The sequence below is a fragment of the Kosakonia pseudosacchari genome (genome assembly GCF_015167415.1).
Classification (GTDB): domain Bacteria; phylum Pseudomonadota; class Gammaproteobacteria; order Enterobacterales; family Enterobacteriaceae; genus Kosakonia; species Kosakonia pseudosacchari.
In genome coordinates this window covers 1,018,814-1,044,590 of record NZ_CP063425.1, presented here as the reverse complement: position 1 = coordinate 1,044,590, position 25,777 = coordinate 1,018,814, and the positions used below count along the sequence as shown (strand labels likewise).

Here is a 25,777-nt window from a genome sequence, read left to right as displayed (position 1 = left end):
TTCAGTGTGAGTGAACGGAGAAATGGCAAAACTGCGGGTAGGGGTCGTCTTTGGCGGCAAATCAGCGGAACATGAAGTGTCGTTACAGTCGGCGAAAAATATCGTCGACGCTATGGATAAATCACGCTTTGACGTGGTGCTGCTGGGGATCGATAAACAGGGGCAGTGGCATGTCAGCGATGCGAATAATTATCTGCTAAACGCCAGCGATCCGGCGCGTATCGCTTTAAACCCTTCGGCAAATAGTGTGGCGCTGGTGCCGGGAAACCAACAGCAGCAACTGATCCAGGCAGAAAACAGCACACCGCTTCCGAATGTCGACGTGATCTTCCCAATTGTTCACGGCACGCTGGGCGAAGATGGTTCATTGCAGGGCATGCTGCGTCTGGCGAACTTACCGTTTGTCGGCTCCGATGTGCTCGCTTCTGCGGCCTGTATGGATAAAGACGTCACCAAGCGCCTGCTGCGCGACGCCGGGCTTTCTATCGCCCCGTTTATCACGCTCACCCGCGCCAATCGCGAGCAGATTAGCTTTAGCGAGGTGCAAACCCAGCTCGGTTTACCGCTGTTTGTTAAACCCGCCAACCAGGGTTCCTCCGTGGGTGTCAGCAAAGTGACCAATGAAGCGCAGTACCAAGCTGCAGTAAACCTGGCGTTCGAATTCGATAAAAAAGTGGTTGTTGAAACCGGCATCAAAGGCCGTGAGATCGAGTGCGCCGTGCTGGGCAATGACTCTCCGCAGGCCAGTACCTGTGGTGAAATCGTGCTTAACAGCGAGTTTTATGCCTACGACACCAAATACATTGATGAAAACGGTGCGCAAGTGGTAGTGCCCGCCGACATTGATCCGGCAATCAACGATAAAATCCGCGGCATTGCGGTGCAGGCTTATCAGACGCTGGGTTGTGAAGGGATGGCGCGCGTGGATGTGTTCCTGACGCCGGAAAACGAGGTGATCATCAACGAAATCAACACGCTGCCAGGGTTTACCAATATCAGCATGTACCCGAAACTGTGGCAGGCGAGCGGCATTGGTTACAGCGAGTTAATCACACGTCTGATTGAACTGGCGATTGCGCGCCATCAGGCTAACAGCGCGCTGAAAATTACCGTTAACAGCTAATTATTGCGGTTTATCCGCCGTCTCCTCGTCCTCCGGGCGGCGGCGGATAATTAACCCGGCCAGCCAGAAACCAATCACCCAGGTCACCAGCCCCACCGCGTAGGTTTGCCAGCCTTTGGCTTCAAACCCCAGCAGCCCGACCACGCCATTCAGAATAAAGATCAACCCAATCGCAAACGCGTAATAGTGCCAGTCACGGCGGATTTTTACAGGCAGCTTCATGACAACTCCGGCAGTCAAAACGGCATCATCGCACAACCACCGCTTACCGTCTGTGGCGTATGCGGAAATTCTGAAATGTTACCAAGGTAATTAAAACGTTACAGAAATGTGAGCATCGGCAAAAATCATCCAACTGGAATCATTCCCGGGGCGAAATTATCACCATTCTGATGTTGACAAAGCGGTACAACTGCCAAAATTAGCGTCAGTTGAGGCCACACGCCAACTAAATCGAGCGTTAAAAGTAAAGAGTACCGGAGGTCTTATGGCTGACTTTACTATGTCGAAACCCTTTAAGGGCGCAAAACAACGTGACACCTCCAGACCGGGTAATATTGCTTACGCCATATTCGTACTACTCTGCTTCTGGGCGGGTGCGCAGTTGCTGAACCTGCTGGTGCACGCACCGGGCGTGTTCGAGCATCTGATGCAAGTGCAGGACACCACCCGCCCCCACGTAGAAATGGGAATGGGCGTCGGCACGATTTTCGGTCTTGTGCCTTTCCTCGTGGGAAGCGCCCTGCTCGGCGTCATCTTCCTTATCTTACGCTGGCGACACCACCATTCGCGCTAGTTCTGCGCCATGCAGGCGGCCCGACGATCGTCGACGCGCTTCGCAAACCATGCTGTTGTCAGGTTGCGCGTGATCTTCGGGCTTTCCAGCTTGATCCCCGGCAGTACCTCTCTCGGCAATGGTTTGCCGTTTTTCTTTTCGGCGAGCCGATACACTTCGCGATAGAGTTTAGTCTCTTCCAGCTTGTCGCTGTCTCCACGCTCCAGTTGCCGACGGATATCACGATCGCTCATGCCAAGCGACGCACCCAGTTTGCGCACGGCTAATTCCGTACTCCCCGCATCGCTGCTGCCATACAAAATCAGGTCGCCGTCGAGCGCCAGTTTCACGCCGGTCGCTTTGCTGATGGCGTTCTGAAACGCCGCGTTACGGCTGGCATACAGCCCGGCGTTAAAATCGGCGAAACGGTAAATGGGTGCGGTGTAATTGGCCGGGTAATTGAGCAGATGATAGGTGCCAAACCATAATCCACCGCGGCGGCTGAAGACCTCCTGGCGCACGGTGCCTTCCATTTTCCACGGATAACCGTCCGTATGCTGCTCGGCAAACGCGACGCTAATCTGCATTGGCCCACCGGTGCGCACCGGGTTAAGCGAGCCAAACAATTTTTGCCCCATCGGCACCATGCCAATGAAGTCATCAAAAATGGCGCTGAGCTCTTTTTCCGTGCGCACTTTGTCCAACCGTTCGCTGTAGCTTTTACCATTCGGCGACGGAATTTTTAGCGCCGTATGCACCAGCATCGTTGGGATGTGCATCCGCTCGGCGCGCTTGTCTATCTCTTTCCAGGCGATTTTATTCAGCCCCGGCACCACCGGATCAGACCGGTAATTGGATTCCTGCTGCGCCACCGCCAGCACCGAGCAGATGTTCTCCAGCGTTGGAGAGAGCTTCTGACTGCTAAAGGTCGTCGCCAGATCCTGCGCCCAGCCTTCACGATCTTTTACACTGGCGGGGATCGTTCGCCGCACCACGCTTGCGACATCCATCGGCTTGTTCTGCTGTTGTTCCAGCGCTTTTTCTTTTTCAGCTTCGGCTTCTTTTTGCGAAAGCGTGCCCTGCGTACTACACCCGGCGAGAATCAACGTCGCCAGTAACCAGCCAAAACGGGGGACGTAAACCATAACGTTCCTTGTGTTAACCAAAAGTATGGGGCACAGGCTGGATCTCCTGCCCATCCAGCTCACGCTCAAAACTGCGTAAACGTTTATAGATAGACATCAGCTCCACCAGCGTCGTCCAGGAAGAGATCAAATACTGGAACGAACTGCGCACCTGCTCAAACACGTTAGTTATCTGGCGCATCAGACCGAAAGTGATAGCCCCGGCAGCAATCGTCGGGAACAGCACAATCAGGCCAACCACCACATCAACCTGCATGTACAGGATACGGGCGATATTGAAATACATATAGTGAAAATAGAGCCGGAAATAGTTACGGCGCACGGCAGCGAACAGCTCCGCAACGGTATGCGGCCTGGCGCGACCAGCATCATCTTCGCCATAGACCAGCTCTTTACGGTAAGCCGCTTCCACGCGCTGGTTTTTAAACGCCAGCCCCGGCAGCTTGATACCTACAAATGCCAGCAGCACGGTGCCGAGCAACGCCCAGCTTACGGCGGCAATCACCAGCCCATATGGGATGTGCCCTACCACCGGTATTTCCTGTACATGCGGCGATAGCGCCACCAGCACCGGCAAAAAAGCAATCAACGTCATGATGGCGTTAATAAAACTGGTGCCCATATCTTCAAGCGTCGAGGCGAAACGCATGGTGTCTTCCTGTACGCGCTGCGCTGCGCCTTCGATATGGCGCAAACGATCCCAGTGCGCCATATAGTATTCGTTCATCGCCGTACGCCAGCGGAACACATAGTGGCTGACGAAAAAGTTGTTGAGCACCGCCACCGTGACGGCAATCAGCGCGATCCACAAAAACACACCAATCTCGCTGTATAACTGATGAATGCTGACTTTGTTCGGCGCACTGAGCGCGGTCTGGATAAGATCGTAAAACGGCTGATACCAGGCGTTAATGGCGACATTCACTTCCACCAAAAACCAGGTCACAAAGATAATTAACGCGGTGCCGAGAATCGACCAACGCTGCCAGCGATGCGGCGAAAAGGTAAACCAGAACAGCGCAAAAACGCCAACACAGAGCGCGTAATAGGCGTAAAAAAGCAGGTAACCCGGGCTCCAGAAACGCGCGGCGCTAATCGGCACATCCGCAGACGCACCGGTGAGACGCATCAACCACGCTTCCCCACCCGCCTGCCAGAAAACCACGGTAATCGCGGTCCAGATGAACACCGACAAAAAGAACAACGCCGGTTTCGGAAAGAAGGACTTAAACATAATGCTCTCCTGCTCACTTCTTATTATTTACGACAAATGCTGTGCATCGCTGTATGTAAGCCCCTTAATGGGCCGCGACAAAAAAAGCGCCGCGAAGTGCGGCGCCGTCTGGTTAAATCTGACCTGAGGTTAACGCCTTAGTTCGTTTGCCATTCGTGAAGAATTGTTTCGACGGGTTTCACTAACACCGGGTTGCCCGGCACCGTTAGCGTGCGCCACACCTCGTTATAGTGATCGATTAACACCGAGGCCCGTGCCGCCGGACGATTCGCCGTGGTGTGCGCATCTTGCGCGACGGTGATAGCGTAACCACGGCTGGCGCCGTTCTTCAGCGTAGTATCCACGCAGTAATCGGTGGCGCATCCGCACATCACAAAGGCGCGAATATCATGCTCTCGCAGCACGCTTTCAAGCGTGGTGTGATAAAACGCGTCGCAGGCGGTTTTGGTGACATACAGCGCATTCGCCGGTTGCGTCAGCTCCGGCAAAAGAGCAAACCCGTCACTGCCCTCTTCCAGCCCACCGGCCTCGGCATGTTGAATAAAAATCACCGTATCCGCTGCCGCGGTCAGTTGGTTAATGCGCGCCACGCACTGCTCACGCTCAATACGCTCTGTGGCAAACACCCCATTTTGCATATCCACCACCATCACTACCCGTTGACTTGCCATTGCCTGACTCCTGAGTGCGGGAAAGGAAGAGGTTATCACAGCCCTCTTCCCCCGAAGTCATAGGGAAAAAATTTCATATTTACCCATCGTTACGTATTAGGGAGAAATAACACGCTTATTGGTGCTTTGCATCGAAACGCCAGGTAGTATAAATATCCTCTATCGTTCCCATTCTTATATGGATCCCCTTCGTTGAAACGTTGTCTGCTTTTCTCCGCGTTGCTCTGCGCGCTGAGTATGACCAGCGCCCGTGCGGCGCAACAATCTCCCGATCCGGTATTTGCCTCTGACATTGTCGATCGTTACGCCAACCACATCTATTACGGTAGCGGTGCGACCGGGATGGCAATGGTGGTCATTGACGGTAACCAGCGCGTGTTCAGAAGCTTTGGTGAAACCCGTCCGGGCAACAATGTGCGCCCGCAGTTGGATTCGGTTATCCGTATTGCTTCGCTCTCCAAACTGATGACCAGCGAAATGCTGGTAAAACTGCTCGATCAAGGCCGGGTGCGCCTCGACGATCCATTAAGCAAATATGCACCGCCGGGCGCACGCGTGCCGACTTACGAGGGTACGCCGATCAAGCTGGTTAACCTCGCGACCCACACCAGCGCGCTGCCGCGTGAGCAGCCTGGCGGCGCGGCGCACCGTTCAGTATTTGTCTGGCCAACGCGCGAGCAGCGCTGGAGCTGGCTTTCCACCGCGAAGCTAAAAACCGCGCCGGGCGCGCAGGCGTCTTACTCCAACCTGGCGTTTGACCTGCTGGCCGATGCGCTTTCTCAGGCGGCGGGCAAACCCTATCCGCAGCTGTTTGAAGAGCAGATAACCCGCCCGCTGGGGATGAAAGACACCACTTTTACCCCGTCGCCGGATCAGTGCAAGCGCCTGATGGTGGCGGAAAAAGGCGCCAGCCCGTGTGACAACACGCTGGCGGCGATTGGCAGCGGCGGCGTTTACTCCACGCCAGGCGATATGATGCGCTGGATGCAGCAGTTCCTCTCGTCCGATTTCTACACCCGCAACAGCCAGGCCGACCGTATGCAAACGCTGATCTACCCGCGTAATCAGCTGACTAAAGTGATCGGCATGGATGTCCCCGGCAAAGCCGACGCGCTCGGCCTCGGCTGGGTCTATATGGCGCCGAAAGACGGTCACCCGGGCATCATCCAGAAAACCGGCGGTGGCGGCGGTTTCATCACCTATATAGCGATGGTGCCGCAGCATAACGTCGGCGTCTTTGTGGTGATGACCCGTTCCCCGCTGACGCGCTTTACCAGCATGAGCGACGGCGCGAATGACCTGGTCAGCGAGCTGAGCAACAATAAGCCGCTGGTAGTTCCGGCATCCTGATGCGGCAAAAGGCAGGCGGTTTGCCGCCTGCCTTCCCCTTTTAACAGCGATTTTGGTAAAACAGCCCACCGCCTTTTCGGCTACAATGCCGCCATCTGTTCCACAAACATCAGGCATACCATGACCGATTTAATTACTCGCCCCCGCCGCCTGCGCAAATCGCCTGCGCTACGCGCCATGTTTGAAGAGACAACACTGAGCAAAAACGACCTGGTGTTGCCGATCTTTGTTGAAGAAGAAATTGACGATTACAAAGCCATCGCCGCCATGCCGGGCGTGATGCGTATTCCGGAAAAATATCTGGCGCGCGAAATCGAACGCATCGCCAACGCCGGGATCCGCTCAGTGATGACCTTTGGTATCTCGCACCACACCGATGCCACCGGCAGCGATACCTGGCAGGAAAATGGCCTGGTGGCGCGGATGTCGCGTATCTGCAAAGAGACAGTGCCGGAAATGGTGGTGATGTCCGATACCTGTTTTTGCGAATACACCTCGCACGGCCACTGCGGCGTGTTGTGCGATCACGGCGTGGATAACGACGCCACGCTGATTAATCTCGGTAAACAAGCGGTGATTGCCGCCGCGGCGGGCGCCGATTTCATTGCGCCATCAGCGGCGATGGACGGTCAGGTGCAGGCGATTCGCCGTGCGCTGGATGCGGCGGGCTTTACCGATACCGCCATCATGTCCTATTCGACTAAATTCGCCTCATCCTTCTACGGTCCGTTCCGCGAAGCCGCGGGCACAGCGCTGAAAGGCGATCGTAAAACTTACCAGATGAACCCGATGAACCGCCGCGAAGCGATTCGCGAGTCGCTTATCGATCAGGCCGAAGGCGCAGATTGCCTGATGGTGAAACCGGCTGGCGCTTATCTCGATATCCTGCGTGATATCCGCGAGCGCACCGAACTGCCGCTGGGCGCTTATCAGGTGAGCGGTGAATACGCGATGATCAAGTTTGCCGCTCAGGCAGGCGCGATTGATGAAGACAAAGTGGTACTGGAAAGCCTGGGTGCGATTAAACGCGCCGGCGCGGATTTGATTTTCAGCTATTTCGCCCTCGATCTCGCCGAACGCGGCATCCTCTGAACGAAGCGGGCCTGGCCCGCTTTTTTTTGCCTTTCTCTCTGATTCTCCTGCCGTCTTTAAATTGTCATTTCTTCATTGTAATGAAATGCAAGCGTCATCTTCGCCCTTTACTGTCATCGACAAGACGGGAGGAGGAATCACCATGTTTAGTCTCGACAATGTACTTGAGGATCTCTGGCCACAGGCCAGGCCAGCCCCCTGGCAAAAAAATCTGCTCAGACGCCTGCTCTATGAGCAAGAGTTTCAGCAGTTCGCCGCGCGCCACCCCCACCTGAAAGGGCTGGATATGGTGGAACAAGTACTCGAACATCTACAAATCCGCTGCACCGTTCCCGCTTACTGCCTCGAACAACTCCCTGAACATGGCCCGCTGGTCATCATTTCCAACCATCCGACAGGCACACTCGACGGGCTGGCGCTGTTGTACGCCGTTTCCCGCGTACGCCGCGATGTGAAAGTGGTCACCAACCGCATGCTGACGCACCTTGAGCCGCTCAGTTCCCTGTTTATTCCGGTGGATAACATGGGCGGTCGCACGCGTAAATCCTCATTGCAGCAAATGGAAAACCAGTTGCAAAGCGGCGGCGTGTTGATCTTCTTCCCGGCCGGGGAAGTGTCGCGCATGACGCGCAAAGGCATTCGCGATAAAAGCTGGCACGCCGGGTTTATCAAGCTGGCCAGTAAATTCCGCACGCCGTTACTGCCGGTGTGGATTGACGCGCGCAACAGCGCCCTGTTCTACGCCAGCGCGATGGTCTCTGAAACGCTTCCCTTTATACTGCTGATGCAGCAGATGTTTCGCCGGCGCGACAGCGCACTGCCGATCAAAATCGGTGAACGTATTCCCTGGGACAGCTGGCACACGCCGCAGCTCGCGCCGCGCGAGCTGGCCGATAAGTGTCGCCAACATGTCCTGCGTCTTGGCAAGGGATTGCCCGGCCCCTTCAAAACCGAATGCGCCATCGCACGTCCGGAAGCGCGCATTACGCTGCGTCGGGAGCTTAACAACGCCGAGTGCCTCGGTCGCACCGCTGATGGCAAGATCATCTATCTGTGGCAACGTAAAGGGCAGGAAGATGCGCCGCTGCTGCGCGAGCTTGGACGGCTGCGTGAAATCGCCTTCCGTGCCGTGGGCGAAGGCAGCGGTAAACGTCGTGATACGGATAAATATGACGACGATTACCTGCATCTGATTTTGTGGGATGAAGCCGATCTGGAAATTGTCGGCGCTTACCGTTTTATGCCAACTGCGCAGCAAATGGCGGCGCGCGGCGTCGAAGGGTTATACAGCCACAGCCTGTTCCATTACGACGATCGCATGGCAGATGTGCTGCGCCACGGCATTGAACTGGGGCGCAGCTTTATTCAGCCGCGCTACTGGGGACGTCGCGGGCTGGATTATCTGTGGTCGGGTATCGGTGCCTATCTGGCACGTTATCCGCAGTATCGCTACCTGTTTGGCCCGGTCTCTATTTCCGGCGGCATGCCGCCTGCGGCGCGCGATCTGCTGGTGGCGTTCTACCGTCTGTGGTTCCCGGCAACCTGGCCGCTGGCGTCATCGCGCCGCCCGTGGCCTGCCAGCATGCCGGAAGTGCTGGCGCAGTTTACCGGCGATGACTACACCGAAGATCTGACGCGGCTGAAATCGCTGCTGGGAAACCTGGGCTGCGGCATTCCGCCGCTTTATAAACAATATTCCGAACTGTGTGAGCCTGGCGGCGTGCAATTTATTGATTTCGGCTGCGATCCGGACTTCAACAACTGCGTGGATGGTCTGGTGCTGGTAGATTTAACGCACCTGAAAGCAAACCGCTACGAGCGCTATATTGCTGCGCATCTGCCGCAACCGGAAACAGAAACGGCATAAAGTAAACCGGCACAAAATATAAAAGCCGTCGCGTTATGCGTGACGGCTTTTTTATGGATCCTGTCAGCCATGCACCAGCCGCAACTGTGCTCGTCGGCTATTTAAACGAGGGTTGTCGGTAAAAATGACATATAAAATGGGTCGCCAGGCCATGACGTCCTCCTTTGCTAAATATCATCCTGGGTTTGGCTGAAAATTATTGTGTCAAACTAAAGTGCCAGACAATTCAGGTCAACCCATTATTCCGGATTAGATTTAACATCAGGTTAGTAGACTAATGATATGTGTTGCGCCTCACAAAAAAACAAAACAAATGACGCAATAAAATCAACATGTTAAGTTATTGTGAAATGCACCATTTAAATAACACATCGTCACTTTAATTAAAGCCTGATATAACAAAAAAGAGCTAAGAATAGTCGGATTTAAATTTCCAGTTATTCCCTATAACATTTCCAGAAACCGGGCTATCGCCTTTTTTTATTAACCTGCCGGCAATTAATTTCACCTTAAGCAGCATATTCGCCAGTTTCACCATTGCAGGGCAGACTGCACCAGAATCCGATCTGCCACGGTGCAAGCCATGCAGCATTTCAAAACCATAATCATCTAACTATTTAATTAACCAAGAAATATATCTCCTGGCATCGCCTTTGCACATTCACCGCTAACTGTATTCAATGGCGAGGCAGTAAAGCATGAGCACACAAACAACATTAAAAAGAACACTGGGCAGTTTCCGTCTGTGGGGCATTGCCGTCGGACTGGTGATTTCAGGAGAGTATTTTGGCTGGAGCTATGGCTGGTCGCAGGCCGGGACACTCGGCTTTTTGATTGTCGCGCTGTTAATTGCCGCGATGTACTGCGCCTTTATCTTTAGTTTTACCGAGCTGACCACCGCCATTCCTCATGCCGGTGGTCCTTTCGCTTACGCGTACCGCGCATTTGGGCCAACGGGCGGGTTTATCGCCGGGTTTGCCACCTTAATCGAATTCGTCTTCGCGCCTCCGGCTATCGCCATGGCGATTGGTGCGTACCTGAACGTGCAGTTCCCGTCGCTGGATGCGAAATGGGTGGCCTGCGGCGCGTACCTCATTTTTATGACGCTGAACATTCTCGGTGTCGGCATTGCCGCCACGTTTGAGCTGATTGTCACCCTGCTGGCCATTTTCGAGCTGCTGGTGTTTATGGGGGTGGTGGCACCGGGCTTCTCGTGGGGCAACTTTACTGCTAACGGCTGGGCAGGCGCTGAGAGCTTCAGCAGCCTGGCGCTGCCGGGCATGTTCGCCGCGATCCCCTTCGCCATCTGGTTCTTCCTCGCCATTGAAGGTGCGTCTATGGCAGCGGAAGAAGCCAAAGATCCGAAACGCACCATCCCGCGCGCACTCGGCGGCGGTATTTTAACCCTCACCGTGCTGGCGGTTGGCGTGATGATTTTTGCCGGTGGCGTCGGCGACTGGCGTGCGCTGTCGAACATTAACGACCCGCTGCCGCAGGCGATGAAAGTGGTGGTCGGCAACAGCAGCGGCTGGCTGCATATGCTGGTGTGGCTCGGTTTGTTTGGCCTGGTAGCATCGTTCCACGGCATCATTATGGGCTACTCACGCCAGATCTATTCGCTGGCGCGCGCGGGCTATCTGCCGGCAAGCCTGGCGAACCTCAACCGCAAAACCCGCACGCCGCATCTGGCGATCCTCGCCGGGGGCATGGTCGGGATTGCGGCGATTTTCTCCGACTCGCTGGTCACCATCAGCGGCATGCCGCTCACCGCCTGTATTGTGACGATGTCCGTTTTCGGGGCTATCGTTATGTATATCACCTCAATGGCCGCGCTGTTTAAGCTGCGCCGCAGCGAACCGGAACTTGAGCGCCCGTTTAAAGCGCCACTCTTCCCGTACGCGCCTGCGTTTGCGCTGGGCATGGCGGTGCTCTGCCTGGTGGCGATGGTCTGGTACAACACGCTGCTGGCACTGATCTTCGCGCTGATGATGCTGGGCGGCTATATGTGGTTTCGTAAAACGGCGCACGCGCGTGAACGTGCCGAGATGGACCCGCAACTGCGGGCGCTCTCCTGAGGAGACGGAATGTATAAAACCACGCTGGCTCACCGTACTTATCAATTCGATAGCCTGAAAACGTTGATGGCGAAAGCCTCCCCGGCGCGATCCGGGGATGTACTGGCAGGTGTTGCGGCACAGTCGGCAGAAGAGCGGATGGCGGCGAAAATCGCCCTTGCGGATGTGCCGCTACGCGAACTTCTCGCCTCGCCGCTCATCCCGTATGAAGACGATGAAGTGACGCGGTTAATCATCGATACCCACGATAGCCGCGCGTTTGCCCTGATAGCCCACCTGACGGTGGGCGAATTCCGCGACTGGCTGCTGGCCGACAGCACCGACACCGCCACGCTTAGCCATGTTGCACCGGCGATCACCCCGGAAATGGCCGCCGCCGTCAGTAAGCTAATGCGCAACCAGGATTTGATCCTCGCGGCCAGCAAATGCAGCGTGATCACCCGTTTTCGCAACACCATTGGCCTGCCGGGTCATCTGAGCGTGCGTTTACAGCCCAATCACCCGACCGACGATCTGAAAGGCATTGCCGCCAGTATGCTCGATGGCCTGCTGTATGGCGCGGGCGACGCGGTGGTGGGTATCAACCCGGCCAGCGACAGCCTGCCGGTGCTGCAAAAGCTCAACCACATGATGGCAGACATCATTGAGCGCTTTGCCATTCCTACCCAGTCCTGCGTACTGACGCATGTCACCAATACCATTCAGCTCATTGAACGCGGCGCACCGGTTGATCTGGTGTTCCAGTCGGTTGCCGGTACTGAAGCGGCTAACAGCGGTTTTGGCATCAACCTGGCGCTATTACAGGAGGCGCATGAGGCGGCGCTGAGCCTGAAGCGCGGCACGCTCGGCACAAACGTGATGTATTTTGAAACCGGCCAGGGCAGTTGTCTTTCTGCCAACGCGCACCACGGCGTCGATCAGCAAACCTGCGAAGCACGCGCTTACGCTGTCGCACGGCACTTCAAGCCGCTGTTGGTCAACACGGTGGTCGGTTTTATCGGCCCGGAATACCTCTACGACGGCAAACAGATCATCCGCGCCGGGCTGGAAGATCACTTCTGCGGCAAACTGATGGGGCTGCCGATTGGCTGCGACGTCTGCTACACCAACCACGCGGAAGCGGATCAGGACGATATGGATACGCTGCTGACGCTGCTGTGCACCGCCGGGCTGACTTTCCTGATTGGCGTACCGGGCGCGGATGACATCATGCTCAATTACCAGAGTACCTCGTTCCACGATGCGCTCTACGCACGCCGCTTGCTGGGGCTGAAACACGCGCCGGAGTTCGCCGAGTGGTTAACCAAAATGCAGATTATCGACACCCACGGTCAGTTACGCCTGACCGGCGCGAACCACCCGCTGCTGACCGTGATGCCACAAGGAGCGCACGCATGAATGGACCCGATGCCTGGACACTGCTGCGTGAGTTTACCGATGCCCGTATTGCGCTGGGGCGCAGTGGCGCAAGCCTGCCGACGCGGGAAGTGCTCAACTTTGGCCTCGCGCACGCCCAGGCGCGTGATGCCATTCACCAGCCCTTTGACAGCGAAAGCCTGGCGCATCAGCTCCATGCACTTGGCTTAAAAACACTGGACGCGCACAGCGCCGCCGCCGACCGGCACATCTACCTGAACCGCCCGGATCTCGGGCGCAGGCTCAGTGATGAGAGCCGCGAAACGCTTGCTGCTCATCGCCCGGCCGCGCATGATCTGCTGCTGGTAATTGGCGACGGGCTCTCTTCCCACGCCGTACACCGCCAGTCAGTCGGGCTTATCACCGCCCTGCTGCCCTATCTGGACACGCTGGGTATCTCCCTTGGCCCCATCGTGCTGGCGCACCAGTCGCGCGTGGCGCTGGGCGATGACATTGGCGAAACGCTGGGCAGTAAAGCGGTGGCGATACTGATTGGTGAGCGTCCGGGGTTATCCTCGCCCGATAGCCTCGGTGTCTACCTCACCTGGAAGCCAGAGCGCCAGCGCATTGAATCCGAGCGCAACTGCATCTCCAATATTCGCCCGGAAGGGCTGAATTACGAGGCTGCCGCGTTTAAGCTCGCCTGGCTGCTGGAACAGGCATTTCTGCGCCGTCTCACCGGCGTCAAACTGAAAGATGAAAGTGATAACCCGGCGCTGCACGGGCGCGTGACACCCCGCATTACGACCTGATCTCAATACAGAGCGCTGGCGTGATGAAGCGCTCTTTCTCCCCCGTCATCTACACTCTTTACGTTATTTACGGCGAACCCGTGGAGGGCGTATGGAGAAAAAAAACAGCACTGACGCAGAGCGAACATGGCCCGTGGAAGACAACCCCTTCTGGCTGCATGTGGAAATGCAGGTGCAAAAATGGGGGGCGATAGTGCTTATCGCCATTGTGATTGCCGGGCTGTGCGGACTCTTTTCCCAGGGCTTACTAAGCAAAAAAACGGCGATCAGCGCCGATCAACGTCTCACCGTTGAGTACGACCGCTTTGGTCGGCTACAAAGCGATCTGGACATGCAGATAACCGCTAATGCCACGGCCGATAACCGCATCACCTTCACCCTGGGCGGCGATTTCATGCACGATTTTGAGATCCGCACCCTGCAACCACAACCGTTAAACATGTACAGCCGCAGCGGCGAACTGGTGCTGGAATATGCCCGTCCTGCCGCCGATAAACCGCTGACCGTATGGCTGGGGCTGACACCGCTCGGCATCGGTAACAGCACGCAGCGGATTTCAGTAAATAACGCAACCCCGGTCACCCTGACGCAGTTTATCTGGCCCTGAGGAGAACGCGATGGACATGGTATTACGCGCGATAGCTATTTATCTGGTGTTGATGGTGGTGTTCAAAATCGCCGGACGCCGGGCGCTGCTACAGATGACCTCTTTTGATCTCATTTTGCTGCTGATCATCAGTGAAGCCACGCAACAAGCGCTGCTCGGCAATGACTTCTCCGTGACCGGCGCGGCGCTGACCATTATCACGCTGGTGGTGGTGGATATCTTATTCGGCACGCTGAAGAAGTATGTCAAAGGGGCGGAGAACCTGATCGACGGCACGCCAGTTGTGTTAGTGGAAAACGGCCAAATGCTGGAAAACAAAATGCGCGAAGCCGATATCACGCGCGACGATATTATGGTGTCAGCGCGAAACAACCAGGGCATTGCCGATCTGGCGGAGATAAAATTCGCCATTCTTGAGCGCAACGGCCATATCTCGATTATTCCCAAAAACTCATCATAACGTTTCACTCGCTATACTTTGCTTACCGAGTCACCACCGAATTAACGAAAAATACCCTATGAATAAAGATGTTACCTTAACGAACAACATGAATGCGCTGCTCTGCCTGCCTATTCCGATGCTGGCAGCGCAGCTGGGTGAGCTGCTGACACAAAAACAGCTGCGCGTCACCACGGCGGAATCCTGCACCGGCGGGCAAATCGCCACCGCGCTGTGCGCCGCAGGCGATACGCCAGCCTTCTTTGGCTGTGGGTTTGTCTCGTTTACCGATGAAGCGAAAAGCACCCTGTTGCATGTTAAACGCGAAACGCTGGCGCGCTGGACAGCGGTGAGCGAGCAGACGGCCAGCGAGATGGTGCAAGGCGCTTGCGCGGTCAGCCATGAACCGGTCGGGATTGCCGTCACCGGTTATGCCGGCCCGGACGGCGGCGAAGATGGTACGCCTGCCGGAACCGTGTGGTTTGCCTGGGCGCTACCAGGGCAATCTCCAATCACGGCACTGCGCCATTTTGCCGGGGATTGCGAAAGCGTGATTGAACAGTCGGTGAAATATGCGCTGGCAACGTTAATCACACTGTTAAACGGCTAACCTTTTCACGTCGTCGCGCGTCGTTATGTCGCGCTGGCTCCCTTTTTCGTCCATCACGCTGTAAACCTCAATAATCAGGCCACACAGGGCCTGATGACCCGCATTACGCCCGCGTGAAGGTAGCGAGTGGGTTAATGCTCACCTGCGTGTTGTGACGCCAGGTTGTCAGTCACTCACTCTCTGCTGCACTCCGAGGCAATGTTGTGAAAAACTCACACCTTTGTGTGATGCGCTACGCTTGGTTAATAAATAAAAATCTGAGCGAGGAGCCGCCCATGACCACTACGCAGACCCTTTTCCCACGCCGTCAGCCGCACGCGGACCCGCAAGATCCACACCTTTTCAACTGGGCGAAAAACGCGGTACTGGCCAGCAAAAACGCCGTTATCCATGTGGAAAATGAAGCGCAGTTGCAGCAGGTGATTACCGCCGCTGCCGGGCGCGTGCGGGTGATGGGTAGTCGTATGTCGCCCGGGCGTATGCTAAAACTGAGCCAGCCGGGCGATACGCTGATTGATATCTCAGCGCTGCGCGGTGTGCTGGCAGTGGATGAGGATAGCGTGACGTTTGGTGCCGGGACGCCGTTGCACGAAGTGTTTGAACTGCTCACCGGCATGAACCGCATGCTGCATGCGTCGCCGGGCGTGATTGACTCGCAAACGCTGGCTGGCGCCATTTCGACGGGAACCCACGGCCAGGGCATGCAGCAAAGCTCGCTGGCGGATGAAGCGCTGCGCATCCGGCTGGTGGATGCCGCCGGGCAGATCCATGAGATTGACCGCCAGCAGCCAGAGTTTGCCGCCGCGCAACTGGCGCTCGGCACACTGGGGGCAATTACCGCCGTCACCCTGCGCACGCGTCCGGCAACGCTGTATACCTGTTTTAAAAGCGTCAGCAGCGCCGACAATCTTGCGCAAGACCTGCTTAACTGGAACCAGCAATGGGCGTTCAGCAAAACGTGGTGGTTCCCGGATGAAAACAAAGTTCACACCTGGAACGCGCGTGAATCCACCGCCGATGAAATGGCGCTATGGCGCGATAACCATGGCGATCTGGTCGAGCGGGAAGAGACCGACACGCAGATGAACGACACGGTGGAAAAAACGCTGGAGCAGATGCATGACGACACCAATATTGTTGATGAAAACGGCAAGCCGTTTCGCACCGTGACGCGCTTTAAAGACTTTTCAGATGTCATTGGCGATATCTATCAGGTGTTCTGCCGCGGTATTGCCACCCCGCAAATTAATATTGAAATTGGCATTCCGCTGGCGCGCGCCCCGGCGGTGATTGCGCGCATTAAAGCGTGGCATCAGCAATCGCACCCGCATATGCACTACCCGATTATTTTGCGCTGTACCGGGCCTTCCGACGCGTGGCTAAGCCCGGCCTGGCAGCAGCCAACCTGTTTTTTTGGCTTTGTGGTCTATTACGCCGAAGACGGCTCGCTCTCTGAAGAGGGGCTGGCGTTTCTGCGCGCCGCCGAACAGTTGCTGGCAGAAGAAGGCGGGAAGCCGCACTGGGGGAAATACTTCGATACGACGCTATACGACTGGCCAACGCTCTACCCGCAATGGACGGCGTTTCAGGCTGTACGCCAGCGTTTTGATCCGCAGGGCAAATTCCTCAACACGTTTATGGCGGAGCTGTTGTCATGAGCGCCGCCTTCGCCTGGGTCACTCTTCTGACGCAGCCCGATTACCTGCCGGGCGTACAAACGTTGCACCGTTCGTTACGCGCCAGTGGTTCGCCGTGGCCGCTGGTGGTGATGGTGACCGACGCCATTGACGAGAGCACGCGCCAGCACCTGAGTGCGCAAGGCTGCAAGGTGCGGGAAGTGCCGGTTATCGGCCCCGATCCCACCCTTGAAAGCCGCTATGCGAACGCCCGTTTTGCCGATGTGTGGAGCAAACTGGCGGTGTGGACGCTTGAGGAATACCAACGGGTGGCGTTTCTCGATGCCGATATGCTGGTGCTGCAAAATATGGATCATCTCTTTGAACTGCCGCTGGCTCCAGGTACTATTGCCGCCTGTCATGCCTGTCGCTGTAACCCTAACCATATCGAAAGCTACCCGGCGAGCTGGCGGCCGGAAAACTGTTATTACAGCTGGTGTACGGACGCGCAAATGCACGCCAACCCACCGGCGTCGCTGGACAACTACCTGAACGGCGGTTTTCTGCTGCTCACGCCGGATAAATCCCTCTATCAGCAGATGATGGCGACGCTGGCGGAGAAAGCCGACATTTCGGACTATGTGTTCGCCGAGCAGGATTTTCTCAACGAAGTATTCCGCGACCGCTGGCTGCCGCTGCATTACGGCTATAACGCCTTAAAAACATTGCCGCTTCAGCATCCGCAAATGTGGGATTTGGCGCAGGTGAAAAACCTCCACTTTATTATCGACAAACCATGGGAAACGCGCCCCGAACCCGGTGACAATGGCTATGAACTGCATCGATTGTGGTGGAAATATGCGTAATTTCTCATGAACACACCATTGCCGGAACACGAACGTGCCGCGGCCTTTGCGTTTACCGTTCCGGCCAATGATGTTCTTGTGCGACAGCCAGAAGCCAGTCGCGAAAGGCATGGCAAAGTGGTTCTAACAGCGCCGATTTATCGTAAATCAGCAGCATCCCGCCGCTGTTTTCCAGCGGGTGCAAGATGCCTTCGCTCCCGGCCTGCACCGTACGGCGAAAAGCAAAATCGATCCCTTCCGTTTTCAAATCAACATCCCGCGTAGCGGTAGTGATAAGCACCTCGGCATGCGGGTAATAACGTTCAAAGCCGCCAAGCCTTGGCAGCAGCCAGTGCATGGCAAAATCCGTTGAACAACTGACGCTCACGCGGTTGTGCGCCGTTGCGTCAATTAACCGGTGGGTGGCATGCGAAATCTGATGAAAGGCAGGCTGAATCGCCCGCAGGTAAATTTTCCCTTCCGGCGTCAGCGTGAGCACGCGCGAGCCGCGCATAAACAGCCGCACATTCACCCAGGCTTCCAGTTTGGCAATTTGCTGGCTCACTGCGCTGGCGCTGATAGATAACGCCGCTGCCGCCGCTTTCATACTGCCGTGTTGTGCGACAGCATGAAAACAGATGAGCGCCTGCAAAGGCGGTAAGGTCATTGCCGATCTCCGCATCAGTTAAGTCACACTAAACTTTAGCAAAAATACGGCTTCATCAGCCAACAGTGGCGTTTATCAGACGGAGAGAAAAACCTGCGGCGTTTTGCCGTCTGAATGCGGGCTGACCTCGACGTCGGCACCGTACCACTGTGCGATAAGCGGCGCCTGAATCACCTGTTCCGGCGTGCCTTGCGCCACCAGTTTTCCCTGGTGTAACAGCAAGATCCTCTGCGCCCACCGCGCAGCAAGGTTGAGATCGTGAAGCACCGCGCAGACATGCAGTTTGCCGCCCAGCGTCAGCCGCTTCAGCAGACGCAGCACCTGCTGCTGGTGGTAGAGATCGAGCGCCGATGTCGGTTCATCCAGAAACAGCCACCCTTCCGGGCCGTCATGACGCCACAGTTGCGCAAGGCAGCGCGCCAGTTGTACCCGCTGCTGTTCACCGCCGGATAGAGTGACATACCGCCGCCCGAGCAGCGCGTCACAGCCGGTCAACGCCACCACCTGCTGCACAATTTCGCGTTCGTGTTGTGGCCCCCAGGGCGCGCGTCCCATGGCGATAATGGCCTCAACCGGCCAGTCAAAACCAAGCGTGGTTTGTTGCAACATTACCGCCCGGCGGCGCGAAAGCGCTTGCGCCGTCCACGCCTTTAGCGGCTTGCCTTCCAGATGGCACTCCCCCGCCGTCGTCGGCAGAAAACCGGTCAACAGGCGCAGTAACGTCGATTTACCCGCGCCGTTTGGGCCAATCAGTGCCACCCTTTCGCCGCCGGTCAGCGTCAGGGAAACATCGTCAATCAACTGCCGTGAACCGGCGTTGAGCCGCAAATGCGCGGCGGTTAAAAGTCTGTTCATGGCACCGCCTTTGACTGGCGAAAGATGAGCCATAAAAACCACGGCGCGCCAAGCATGCTGGTCAGCAGGCCAACCGGCATTTCGGCGGGCGCGACAACGGTGCGCGCCACGGTATCGGCGACCAACAGCAACATTGCTCCTGCCAGCAGCGCGCCGGGCACCAGCGCACGGTGATCTGGCCCCAGCCATATACGCATCAAATGCGGTACCACCAGGCCAACAAAACTGATAATGCCGCTCACGGCGACCGCCGTTGCCACCAGCAGCGCACTGCACACCAGCAACAGACGCTGGAGCCGCGGCACATTGACGCCCAGATAGTGCGCCTCTTCATCGCCCAGTTGCAGCAGATTAAGGGCGCTGGCTACGCGCCATACCACCAGCGATGCGGGCAGGATCAGGCTGGCGGCGACCGATAACGTCGACCATTCGATCTGCCCGAGGCTACCCATTCCCCACTGCGAAAGCTGGCGCAATTGCGCGTCGTTGCTGATCCACGAAAGGAGGCCAACGCCCGCACCACAAAGTGCATTAATGGCGATCCCTACCAACAGCAATCGCGATAAACCAGTCTCTCCTGCTCCTGCTTTACTGAGCAGATAAATCACCATCATCACCGCCAGGCTGCCGATAAACGCCGCCAGCATCGGTGCATACAGCGCCACCAGCGGTGAAACGGTAATCGGCAGCACCAGCCAGCAGGCGACGGTTAACGACGCGCCGCCGCTGATGCCCAGCAAACCAGGATCGGCGAGCGGGTTGCGAAACAGCCCTTGCATCACGCAGCCGGAAAGTGCCAGCGCCGCGCCAACCAGCAGCGCCAGCAGCACGCGCGGCAACCGCACCGTCAGCCAGATTTGGCGCAGCGCCTCGTCACCGGCCTGCCATAAACTTTTGAGTGGCAGTTGCATCGCGCCCTGCGTGCTTGCCAGCCCCGTCAACCCAAGCAGCAGCAACGCAAGTCCCCAGAGCGAGCGGGAAGCGTGGCGGTTCATCAGGGTAGTTGCTCCGCTTTATGACGCAGAGCAAGCAGCGCCTGCGGAGTGCGTAAGCCAAAACCGAGCAGCGCGACATCATCGACCAGCAACACCTGTTTATTGCGCCCGGCGGGCGTTTGCGCCAGACCAGGCAACCGCCACAGATTCTCTTCACCGCCCATCGCTTTTACGCCGTCGGCGGAGATCACCACCAGGTCCGGCTGACTGGCAATCACCCCTTCTTGCGACATCGAACGGTAATGGTCAAAACCCTGCATCGCATTTTGTAATCCTGCTTCTCGCAACGCACCGTCGGCGGCGGTTTTCTGCCCGGCGACCAGTGTTCCCATCCCGCCGTGGCTGAGGATAAACAGCACGCGCTTGTTCAGCGGCGGTTTCGGCAGGGCGGTAATATCGTTCGCCAGCGTTTTACGCAGCTGCGCGCCTTCATCGGTTTTGCCGATGGCATCCGCAATGACCGCGATTTTTTTATCAATTGCCGCCAGCGTGTAACCGCCCGGCACCGCAACGACCCTGACGTGGTTGTCCTGCACTTTTTGCAATACCTGCGAAGGTTGCGCCTGGTCGCTGGCCAGCACCAGCGTCGGGCGCAAAGAGAGAATGCCTTCGGTGTTGAGCTGGCGGACATAGCCGACATCCGGCAGTTTTTGTGCGCTGGCAGGCCAGGTACTGGTGCTGTCGCGCCCGACCAGCTGCGCCTGCGCATGTAACCCGTAGACAATCTCGGTGACATCGCCGCCTAAGGAGACAATTTTTTGCCCGGCGGCGCTTGCTACCAGCGGCAGCGCCGCCAGCAGAATCAGCAATTTTTTCATGCGGCTTTTCCCGGATTGGTTAATGCATCAATCTGTGCGCGCCAGTGGCTCTGCTCCGGCTGGCCTTCGCTACGCTGACCGTAAAGCTGGGCGATTTGCGTACCGTCTTTGGCGAACAACTCAAGGCTGGTGACATGGCCGTCGGCGGTGGGTTTGCGGGTGACCCAACTTTCGGCAATCTCTGTATCACGCAGATGCAGGGTGAAGTTCTCATTGAAGATGTTGGTCCAGCCTTTCATCGGCGTCAGTTTTTCCAGCACGCCGGTAAAGATCTGCACGCAGCCACGGTTGCCGACGAAAATCATGATTTCGTTACCCTGCTGTTGCACCGCCGCCAGCAGGCTGGGCAGCGCGTCATTACTGACCAGACAGGCAAGATCGTCGCCCACCAGCCGGAACGCCTGCTGGCGCGAAAGGTTGTACTTTTTCAACAAACCAAAGAATTGATGCACGTCGGTCATGGTACGCCACTCACTCTCCAGCGCGGCGCCATCTGCCTGTTCCGCGTGCTGTGCGCCCTCGGCTTTAATGAGTGTTAACGGCGGGTTCTCCGCCGCGGTAAAGCGGGCGATAACGTCGTTCCACACGGCACTATCAGTGGCTTCCGTCCGGTAGACCTTCAGTAGCGCATCGCCTTGATAATCGAAGAACTGAATGCTGTAACGCTCGCCGCGCGGGCTCTGTTCATGCAGATGAAAGGCACTGGCCCACTGGTTGATAAACAAACGCAGATCGAGCGCCCGCGGGTTAAGCACCAGCCCCGCGCGCTCGCTGATATGCAGATTGGTGAAACGACCAATTTGCTCATGCACCGCGTATTCGTTGCGACAAATGCATTTCGTGTCGCCGACCGCTTCCAGCGCAGCGAGGATGTCGCGCATTTCCCCTTGCAGGCGCACGGCGTCATGGCCAACACGGGCGCAGGTTAATTCGGCTTCGCTTATCGCCATTTCGGTCGCGATATCGCGGGCGTACTTCGTTGGCTGTTGCGCTTTAATGGCCTGATACTGCTGCCAGATGGCGGTGAAATCGTGTGATGTTGCAGGCATATTTTTCACATCCTTAACTGTTTTAGCCCCCGGCAGCGATACCGGGGGATGGAAATTACCAACTGATGTGCAAAGAAATCGTTCGCATTGCGTCGCGGTGAAGCGCTAGCGCCGCCAGGCGGACAACGTGAAATGACATCACCTCAGAAATCAACATTGACGCCCAGTTGCCATGTCCGCCCCGGCATTACCGCCAGCGCTTTGTCATACGCATTCTGGTTGGTGGTCTCTTCCTGGTTACGGCTGTTCAGGTAATCCCAATATTTACGATCGGTGATGTTGTAAACGCCGCCGTTAATTTTGACGTTTTTCGCCACCTGCCAGTACGCCGTCCAGTCGAGCAGCCCATAGCCCGGCACCCGCATATATTCCGTGCTGGAATCGCCCAGCGACCCGCCGGTGTTGGTGTAGGTCTGACGGTTAGTGGCAGTGGCTTGCTTACCTTTGACGAAGGTGGCGGTCAGCGCCGTACCGTAGCGTTTCGCCGGATCATCCCAGGCGACGCCGACAATCGCTTTCATTGGCGCGACGCTATCGAGATCGATGTATTTGTCGCCCAGATAGCGCGATTTCGCCTTCCCTTCGCTGTAGCCATACGCCAGCGTGGCGCTCAGACCATCAACCTGCTCAAACCAGGTGCCAAAATTCAATTTCGCGCTAATTTCGCCGCCATAGATAAAGGCTTTATCGCGGTTTTCCGCCTGATAGGTGGTGTAGATGTTAGACGGCACGTTAGTGAATTTATCCGGGTTGCCGGAACGGGTGTAACGGGTATAGGCGATAAAGTTTTTATAGCTGTTGTAAAACAGCGCCGTGCGCAACGTCACGCCCTCGGTCACCTCGCCCTTCATGCCCCACTCGAGGTTATCGCTGGTTTCGGTGTCCAGATCCGTATTGCCAATAAGCGCATACTGTCCACGCCCGGCGTAGCTGGAACCGAGGTTCCACGAGCCATATAACTGGCTGGCGTTGGGGAACTGCGCGCCGCGTTTGTATTGCAGGTATGTCATCAGGCGCGGTGTGATGTCGTACTGGAAAGTCAGCGACGGCAGCAGTTGGGTGTCGGAATTTTTACCGTACAGGGTCGACACGTCGGATTCGTCCAGCACGCTGCTGTTGGCGGTCAGGCTGGAGAGATTATCCGGTTTTGTCGACTGGTGAACCACGCGCACGCCAGGAATGATAGCGAAGTGGTGACCATCGGCAGCGAAATTGATCTGATCCTGCAGGAACGCGCCTAATGTATAGCTGCGGCTGTCGGCTTCCGGCTGCATGATCTCGCTAAAGGCGCTCGGCACCGGTGACTGGTTAAAGGGGCGTTCGGTTTTACTGGTGCTGGCGTTAAAACCGGCGCTCAGATCGTGGCGTCCTAACGTTTTCGCCAGCGCATTCTGAATACCCCAGGTATCGGTGTCGTAATTGGAGTAGACCGTTTCCATGGTCGCTGTGACGCTGTCCGGCATATACGTACGGTCATGTGCCTCGGTGTGCTGGTAATAGACTTTGCTGGACATACTGTCCAGCCAGTCGTTCATCGGCGTCCAGTCATCTTTCAGGCTAACACCCCAGCGGCGCGTCTGGCTGGTTTGCTGTGCGTCGCCAAGAATGGCGCTACCGGCGTTGTTCCACGCATCGTAGTGGGTGTGGTTGGTCTTATGGTAGTAATCGAGCGTGCCGGTGAATTTGTGTACATCGTTTGGTTGCCAGATGCCGGAGGCCATCATCGCATCCGCGTGCCAGTTCGCCGGGTAGGCGTCAACCGTACCGCTGTTATTACGGGTTTGCTGACCGTCGCGACGGCTGTAGACCACGATGCCGCGCAGGGTTTCGTCCCCTGCGGCTCCCGTCACGCCATTGTGCCAGCTGCGATCGGCGGAGTCGTAATCGCTCTGGTAACCAAAATATGTCTCTTTGCCAGGGCGCAGATAGTCATCTGCCGATTTCGGGCGGAAGGAGACGTTACCACCGATGGAGGTGTTGGCTTGCTCGGTACGGGTCGCGCCGGACTGGATATCAACGCTGCCGTACATATACGGATCGATATAGTCGCGACCAATGCCGAAGGTGTTAAGGCCTGCACGGCTCACGTAGCTGCGCCCGGTGGCGTCCGGCTGCGGAATGCCGTCAACATCGATGCCGACGCGGTTACTTTCCAGCCCGCGAATGTTGTAGCCAGTGTACCCGCCGCGATCGAAGCCGCTTTTGCCGTTTCCGGAACCGCCGCTTGCGCCCGTGGCGCTGATGAGCGGTTCATAACGCATAATGGAGCCAAAGTCTTTCGCGCCTTTGTTTTGCAGATCCTGAGCGCTGAGGGAATGCGAACTGCCGGCTTTTAATGTCGGTGCTGGTGCGGTGACGAGCATCTCCTCAGCGTTATCTTGCTGAGCGCCACTGGAAGCTGTCGATGAGGTGTCGTTATCCACCGCAAATGCGGAGGGTTGATACAACGCTGCGAGTAATGAAGTGACCAGCACACGCTTGTTAAAGCGCAGCAGGGAAAGGTGCGATTTACACATATTGTCTTGTAAGCCTTAGAATTTATTAGTATCAGGCTCACGTATGACTTCCAGGAGACCGCGGAAGATTGCAGTCAGCGCAAAAGAGTTGCAGGTTATTGTTATGTTATCGACACCGAAGATAATGATAACGGTTATCATTTGCAATAAATTTGTTTTACCGTCAGATTTTCAGCCGCATGAGTTTTATGCCCTCTTTATCATTCGCGCCAGGAGACAGTAACCATGAATAAACCGGCCATCACTTTGCACTACTGCTCACAATGCAACTGGATGTTGCGCGCCGCCTGGATGGCGCAAGAATTGTTGCAGACGTTTAATGCGGATCTCGGCTCCGTCACGCTGATACCGGGCACCGGCGGGATCTTTGTTATCGATATTGATGGCAATGTGATTTGGGATCGCAAGCTGGATGGCGGTTTCCCCGATGCGGCAGAGTTAAAGCGCCGCGTGCGCGACTACTGCTTTCCGGAAAAACCGCTCGGGCATGTGGAAAAGAAAGCCGAGTAAATCTCTGTGCTCGCACCCGCAGGGCGATTTGCGGTGCGTAACGCTTCAGCGGTATTGATAAGAAACACAGCAGGTGTAAATGGGCGTGCGATAAAGGAACCTGGCCGTGGAGAGAGGCCTGAGTGTCTTACGGTTTTGTTGTTAACACGCTGAATAGCTAATAAAAAGGCCGCCGTAGCGGCCTTTTTATTTATTTCTTCACCGGCTGGGGTTTTTTATCACCCGATTCCGGCGCTTCACGGGGGTCATCTTTTTCAACGTTGAACACGAAACCTCCTCTCGTTGCCTTTAGTTCCCTCACTATAGACTCTCCGCCGCCATAGAGGCCAGGCGGCAGGCGAAAAAAACTGCCCATAACGCGTTATTGCCGCTGCGACACAGGTTATTTAAAAACGTGAAACGGATGAAATTTAGACAAATCATCAATAACATCAATGTGTTAACGATAAAAAAATTTATTCGAAAAGATCGGTTTATTTCATCATAACTCGCTGTTTTATAGCGCTTTTCTTGTTGAAATTCGTTAATAATTAGCACGCTTATTGTTAGTAACGAAGATGCAATTGCACGCCTTCAGGCGCAACGCGAATTGGCTGAGCCTGAAGGTTTTTTTTAATCATTTTCAACGCGCTAAAAATGGCTCTGATCATTTCGTAAAGAGGAATAGCGAAAGGCTTCCCACCACTTGCAGCGGCATACCATTAAACGGAGCGTTCTGCGCGTGTAAGAAGCACAACGTCGTGAGGGAAA

At 56.2% G+C, this 25,777-nt stretch carries 25 protein-coding genes; 14 read left to right on the top strand and 11 right to left on the bottom strand.

Annotated features, from left to right (window positions below; all coding sequences use genetic code 11):
* Positions 1-22 precede the first annotated feature (22 nt).
* On the top strand, positions 23-1,123 hold the full coding sequence (gene ddlA, locus IP581_RS04805) for a D-alanine--D-alanine ligase (protein ID WP_086873210.1): 1,101 nt from the start codon (positions 23-25) through the stop codon (positions 1,121-1,123).
* On the opposite strand, the gene IP581_RS04800 is transcribed toward ddlA, so the two are convergent.
* Positions 1,124-1,345 (bottom strand): DUF2754 domain-containing protein, encoded by a 222-nt coding sequence (locus IP581_RS04800; protein ID WP_017458816.1) that lies wholly within the window; start codon positions 1,343-1,345, stop codon positions 1,124-1,126.
* A 265-nt stretch (positions 1,346-1,610) separates the two neighbouring features.
* On the opposite strand from IP581_RS04800, the gene IP581_RS04795 reads away from it, so the two are divergent.
* A complete protein-coding gene (locus IP581_RS04795; protein WP_086873209.1) occupies positions 1,611-1,919 on the top strand; it encodes a DUF2755 family protein in 309 nt (102 codons plus the stop codon).
* Here IP581_RS04795 and IP581_RS04790 read toward each other — a convergent pair.
* From IP581_RS04790 to IP581_RS04780, 3 genes are all read right to left on the bottom strand, one after another.
* Entirely contained in the window at positions 1,916-3,043 is a 1,128-nt protein-coding gene (locus IP581_RS04790; protein WP_193821872.1) for a DUF1615 domain-containing protein, read from the bottom strand. The two genes, IP581_RS04795 and IP581_RS04790, sit on opposite strands and share 4 nt — an antisense overlap.
* A gap of 13 nt (positions 3,044-3,056) precedes the next feature.
* Complete coding sequence (gene sbmA, locus IP581_RS04785; protein ID WP_086873207.1) at positions 3,057-4,277, bottom strand: peptide antibiotic transporter SbmA; 1,221 nt, start codon at positions 4,275-4,277, stop codon at positions 3,057-3,059.
* Between the two features lie 137 nt (positions 4,278-4,414).
* The gene (locus IP581_RS04780; protein WP_097401385.1) at positions 4,415-4,948 is read right to left on the bottom strand and encodes an isochorismatase family protein; all 534 of its coding nucleotides are present in this window, start codon (positions 4,946-4,948) and stop codon (positions 4,415-4,417) included.
* Positions 4,949-5,140: 192 nt separating this feature from the next.
* Here IP581_RS04780 and ampH point away from each other — a divergent pair, with 192 nt between their 5' ends.
* The 11 genes from ampH to IP581_RS04725 all read left to right on the top strand — a co-directional run bounded on the left by ampH (position 5,141) and on the right by IP581_RS04725 (position 17,638).
* Positions 5,141-6,298 carry a D-alanyl-D-alanine-carboxypeptidase/endopeptidase AmpH gene (gene ampH, locus IP581_RS04775; protein ID WP_193821871.1) on the top strand — a complete coding sequence of 386 codons (1,158 nt, stop codon included), beginning with the start codon at positions 5,141-5,143 and terminating at the stop codon, positions 6,296-6,298.
* A gap of 120 nt (positions 6,299-6,418) precedes the next feature.
* Complete coding sequence (hemB, locus tag IP581_RS04770) at positions 6,419-7,390, top strand: porphobilinogen synthase (protein ID WP_193821870.1); 972 nt, start codon at positions 6,419-6,421, stop codon at positions 7,388-7,390.
* A 142-nt stretch (positions 7,391-7,532) separates the two neighbouring features.
* Positions 7,533-9,257: a lysophospholipid acyltransferase family protein gene (locus IP581_RS04765; protein WP_193821869.1), complete on the top strand. Its 1,725-nt coding sequence runs from the start codon at positions 7,533-7,535 to the stop codon at positions 9,255-9,257.
* Between the two features lie 698 nt (positions 9,258-9,955).
* On the top strand, positions 9,956-11,332 hold the full coding sequence (eat, locus tag IP581_RS04760; protein ID WP_193821868.1) for an ethanolamine permease: 1,377 nt from the start codon (positions 9,956-9,958) through the stop codon (positions 11,330-11,332).
* A 9-nt stretch (positions 11,333-11,341) separates the two neighbouring features.
* Positions 11,342-12,730, top strand: a complete 1,389-nt coding sequence (locus tag IP581_RS04755) for an ethanolamine ammonia-lyase subunit EutB (protein WP_097401382.1) — start codon at positions 11,342-11,344, stop codon at positions 12,728-12,730.
* Complete coding sequence (eutC, locus tag IP581_RS04750; protein WP_193821867.1) at positions 12,727-13,500, top strand: ethanolamine ammonia-lyase subunit EutC; 774 nt, start codon at positions 12,727-12,729, stop codon at positions 13,498-13,500. The genes IP581_RS04755 and eutC overlap by 4 nt, the downstream gene beginning before the upstream one ends.
* Positions 13,501-13,591: 91 nt before the next feature.
* On the top strand, positions 13,592-14,107 hold the full coding sequence (locus IP581_RS04745; protein WP_193821866.1) for a hypothetical protein: 516 nt from the start codon (positions 13,592-13,594) through the stop codon (positions 14,105-14,107).
* 10 nt (positions 14,108-14,117) lie between these two features.
* Positions 14,118-14,567 (top strand): DUF421 domain-containing protein, encoded by a 450-nt coding sequence (locus IP581_RS04740; protein ID WP_017458803.1) that lies wholly within the window; start codon positions 14,118-14,120, stop codon positions 14,565-14,567.
* Between the two features lie 58 nt (positions 14,568-14,625).
* A complete protein-coding gene (locus IP581_RS04735; RefSeq protein WP_193821865.1) occupies positions 14,626-15,156 on the top strand; it encodes a 2-oxo-tetronate isomerase in 531 nt (176 codons plus the stop codon).
* A gap of 275 nt (positions 15,157-15,431) precedes the next feature.
* Positions 15,432-16,814: a D-arabinono-1,4-lactone oxidase gene (locus tag IP581_RS04730; RefSeq protein ID WP_193821864.1), complete on the top strand. Its 1,383-nt coding sequence runs from the start codon at positions 15,432-15,434 to the stop codon at positions 16,812-16,814.
* Positions 16,811-17,638, top strand: coding sequence for a glycosyltransferase family 8 protein (locus IP581_RS04725; protein WP_097401377.1), 828 nt, complete (start codon positions 16,811-16,813; stop codon positions 17,636-17,638). Before IP581_RS04730 ends, IP581_RS04725 begins: the two co-directional genes overlap by 4 nt.
* Before the next feature lie 52 nt (positions 17,639-17,690).
* Here IP581_RS04725 and IP581_RS04720 read toward each other — a convergent pair whose 3' ends face one another.
* From IP581_RS04720 to IP581_RS04695, 6 genes are all read right to left on the bottom strand, one after another.
* A complete protein-coding gene (locus IP581_RS04720) occupies positions 17,691-18,284 on the bottom strand; it encodes a LysR family transcriptional regulator (protein WP_193821863.1) in 594 nt (197 codons plus the stop codon).
* Positions 18,285-18,359: 75 nt separating this feature from the next.
* A complete protein-coding gene (locus IP581_RS04715) occupies positions 18,360-19,139 on the bottom strand; it encodes a heme ABC transporter ATP-binding protein (protein WP_086873194.1) in 780 nt (259 codons plus the stop codon).
* Complete coding sequence (locus IP581_RS04710) at positions 19,136-20,134, bottom strand: FecCD family ABC transporter permease (protein WP_193821862.1); 999 nt, start codon at positions 20,132-20,134, stop codon at positions 19,136-19,138. The genes IP581_RS04715 and IP581_RS04710 overlap by 4 nt, the downstream gene beginning before the upstream one ends.
* Positions 20,134-20,952 (bottom strand): heme/hemin ABC transporter substrate-binding protein, encoded by an 819-nt coding sequence (locus IP581_RS04705; protein WP_193821861.1) that lies wholly within the window; start codon positions 20,950-20,952, stop codon positions 20,134-20,136. Before IP581_RS04705 ends, IP581_RS04710 begins: the two co-directional genes overlap by 1 nt.
* On the bottom strand, positions 20,949-22,001 hold the full coding sequence (locus IP581_RS04700; RefSeq protein WP_193821860.1) for a hemin-degrading factor: 1,053 nt from the start codon (positions 21,999-22,001) through the stop codon (positions 20,949-20,951). The genes IP581_RS04705 and IP581_RS04700 overlap by 4 nt, the downstream gene beginning before the upstream one ends.
* A 143-nt stretch (positions 22,002-22,144) precedes the next feature.
* Positions 22,145-24,517, bottom strand: coding sequence for a TonB-dependent receptor domain-containing protein (locus tag IP581_RS04695; RefSeq protein ID WP_193821859.1), 2,373 nt, complete (start codon positions 24,515-24,517; stop codon positions 22,145-22,147).
* A 225-nt stretch (positions 24,518-24,742) separates the two neighbouring features.
* Between IP581_RS04695 and IP581_RS04690 the strand changes: the two genes are divergently transcribed.
* Positions 24,743-25,027, top strand: a complete 285-nt coding sequence (locus IP581_RS04690) for a SelT/SelW/SelH family protein (RefSeq protein ID WP_193821858.1) — start codon at positions 24,743-24,745, stop codon at positions 25,025-25,027.
* Between the two features lie 190 nt (positions 25,028-25,217).
* Here the strand turns inward: IP581_RS04690 and IP581_RS24100 are convergent, their stop codons facing one another.
* Positions 25,218-25,295 (bottom strand): hypothetical protein, encoded by a 78-nt coding sequence (locus IP581_RS24100; protein WP_244173025.1) that lies wholly within the window; start codon positions 25,293-25,295, stop codon positions 25,218-25,220.
* Between the last annotated feature and the right edge of the window lie 482 nt (positions 25,296-25,777).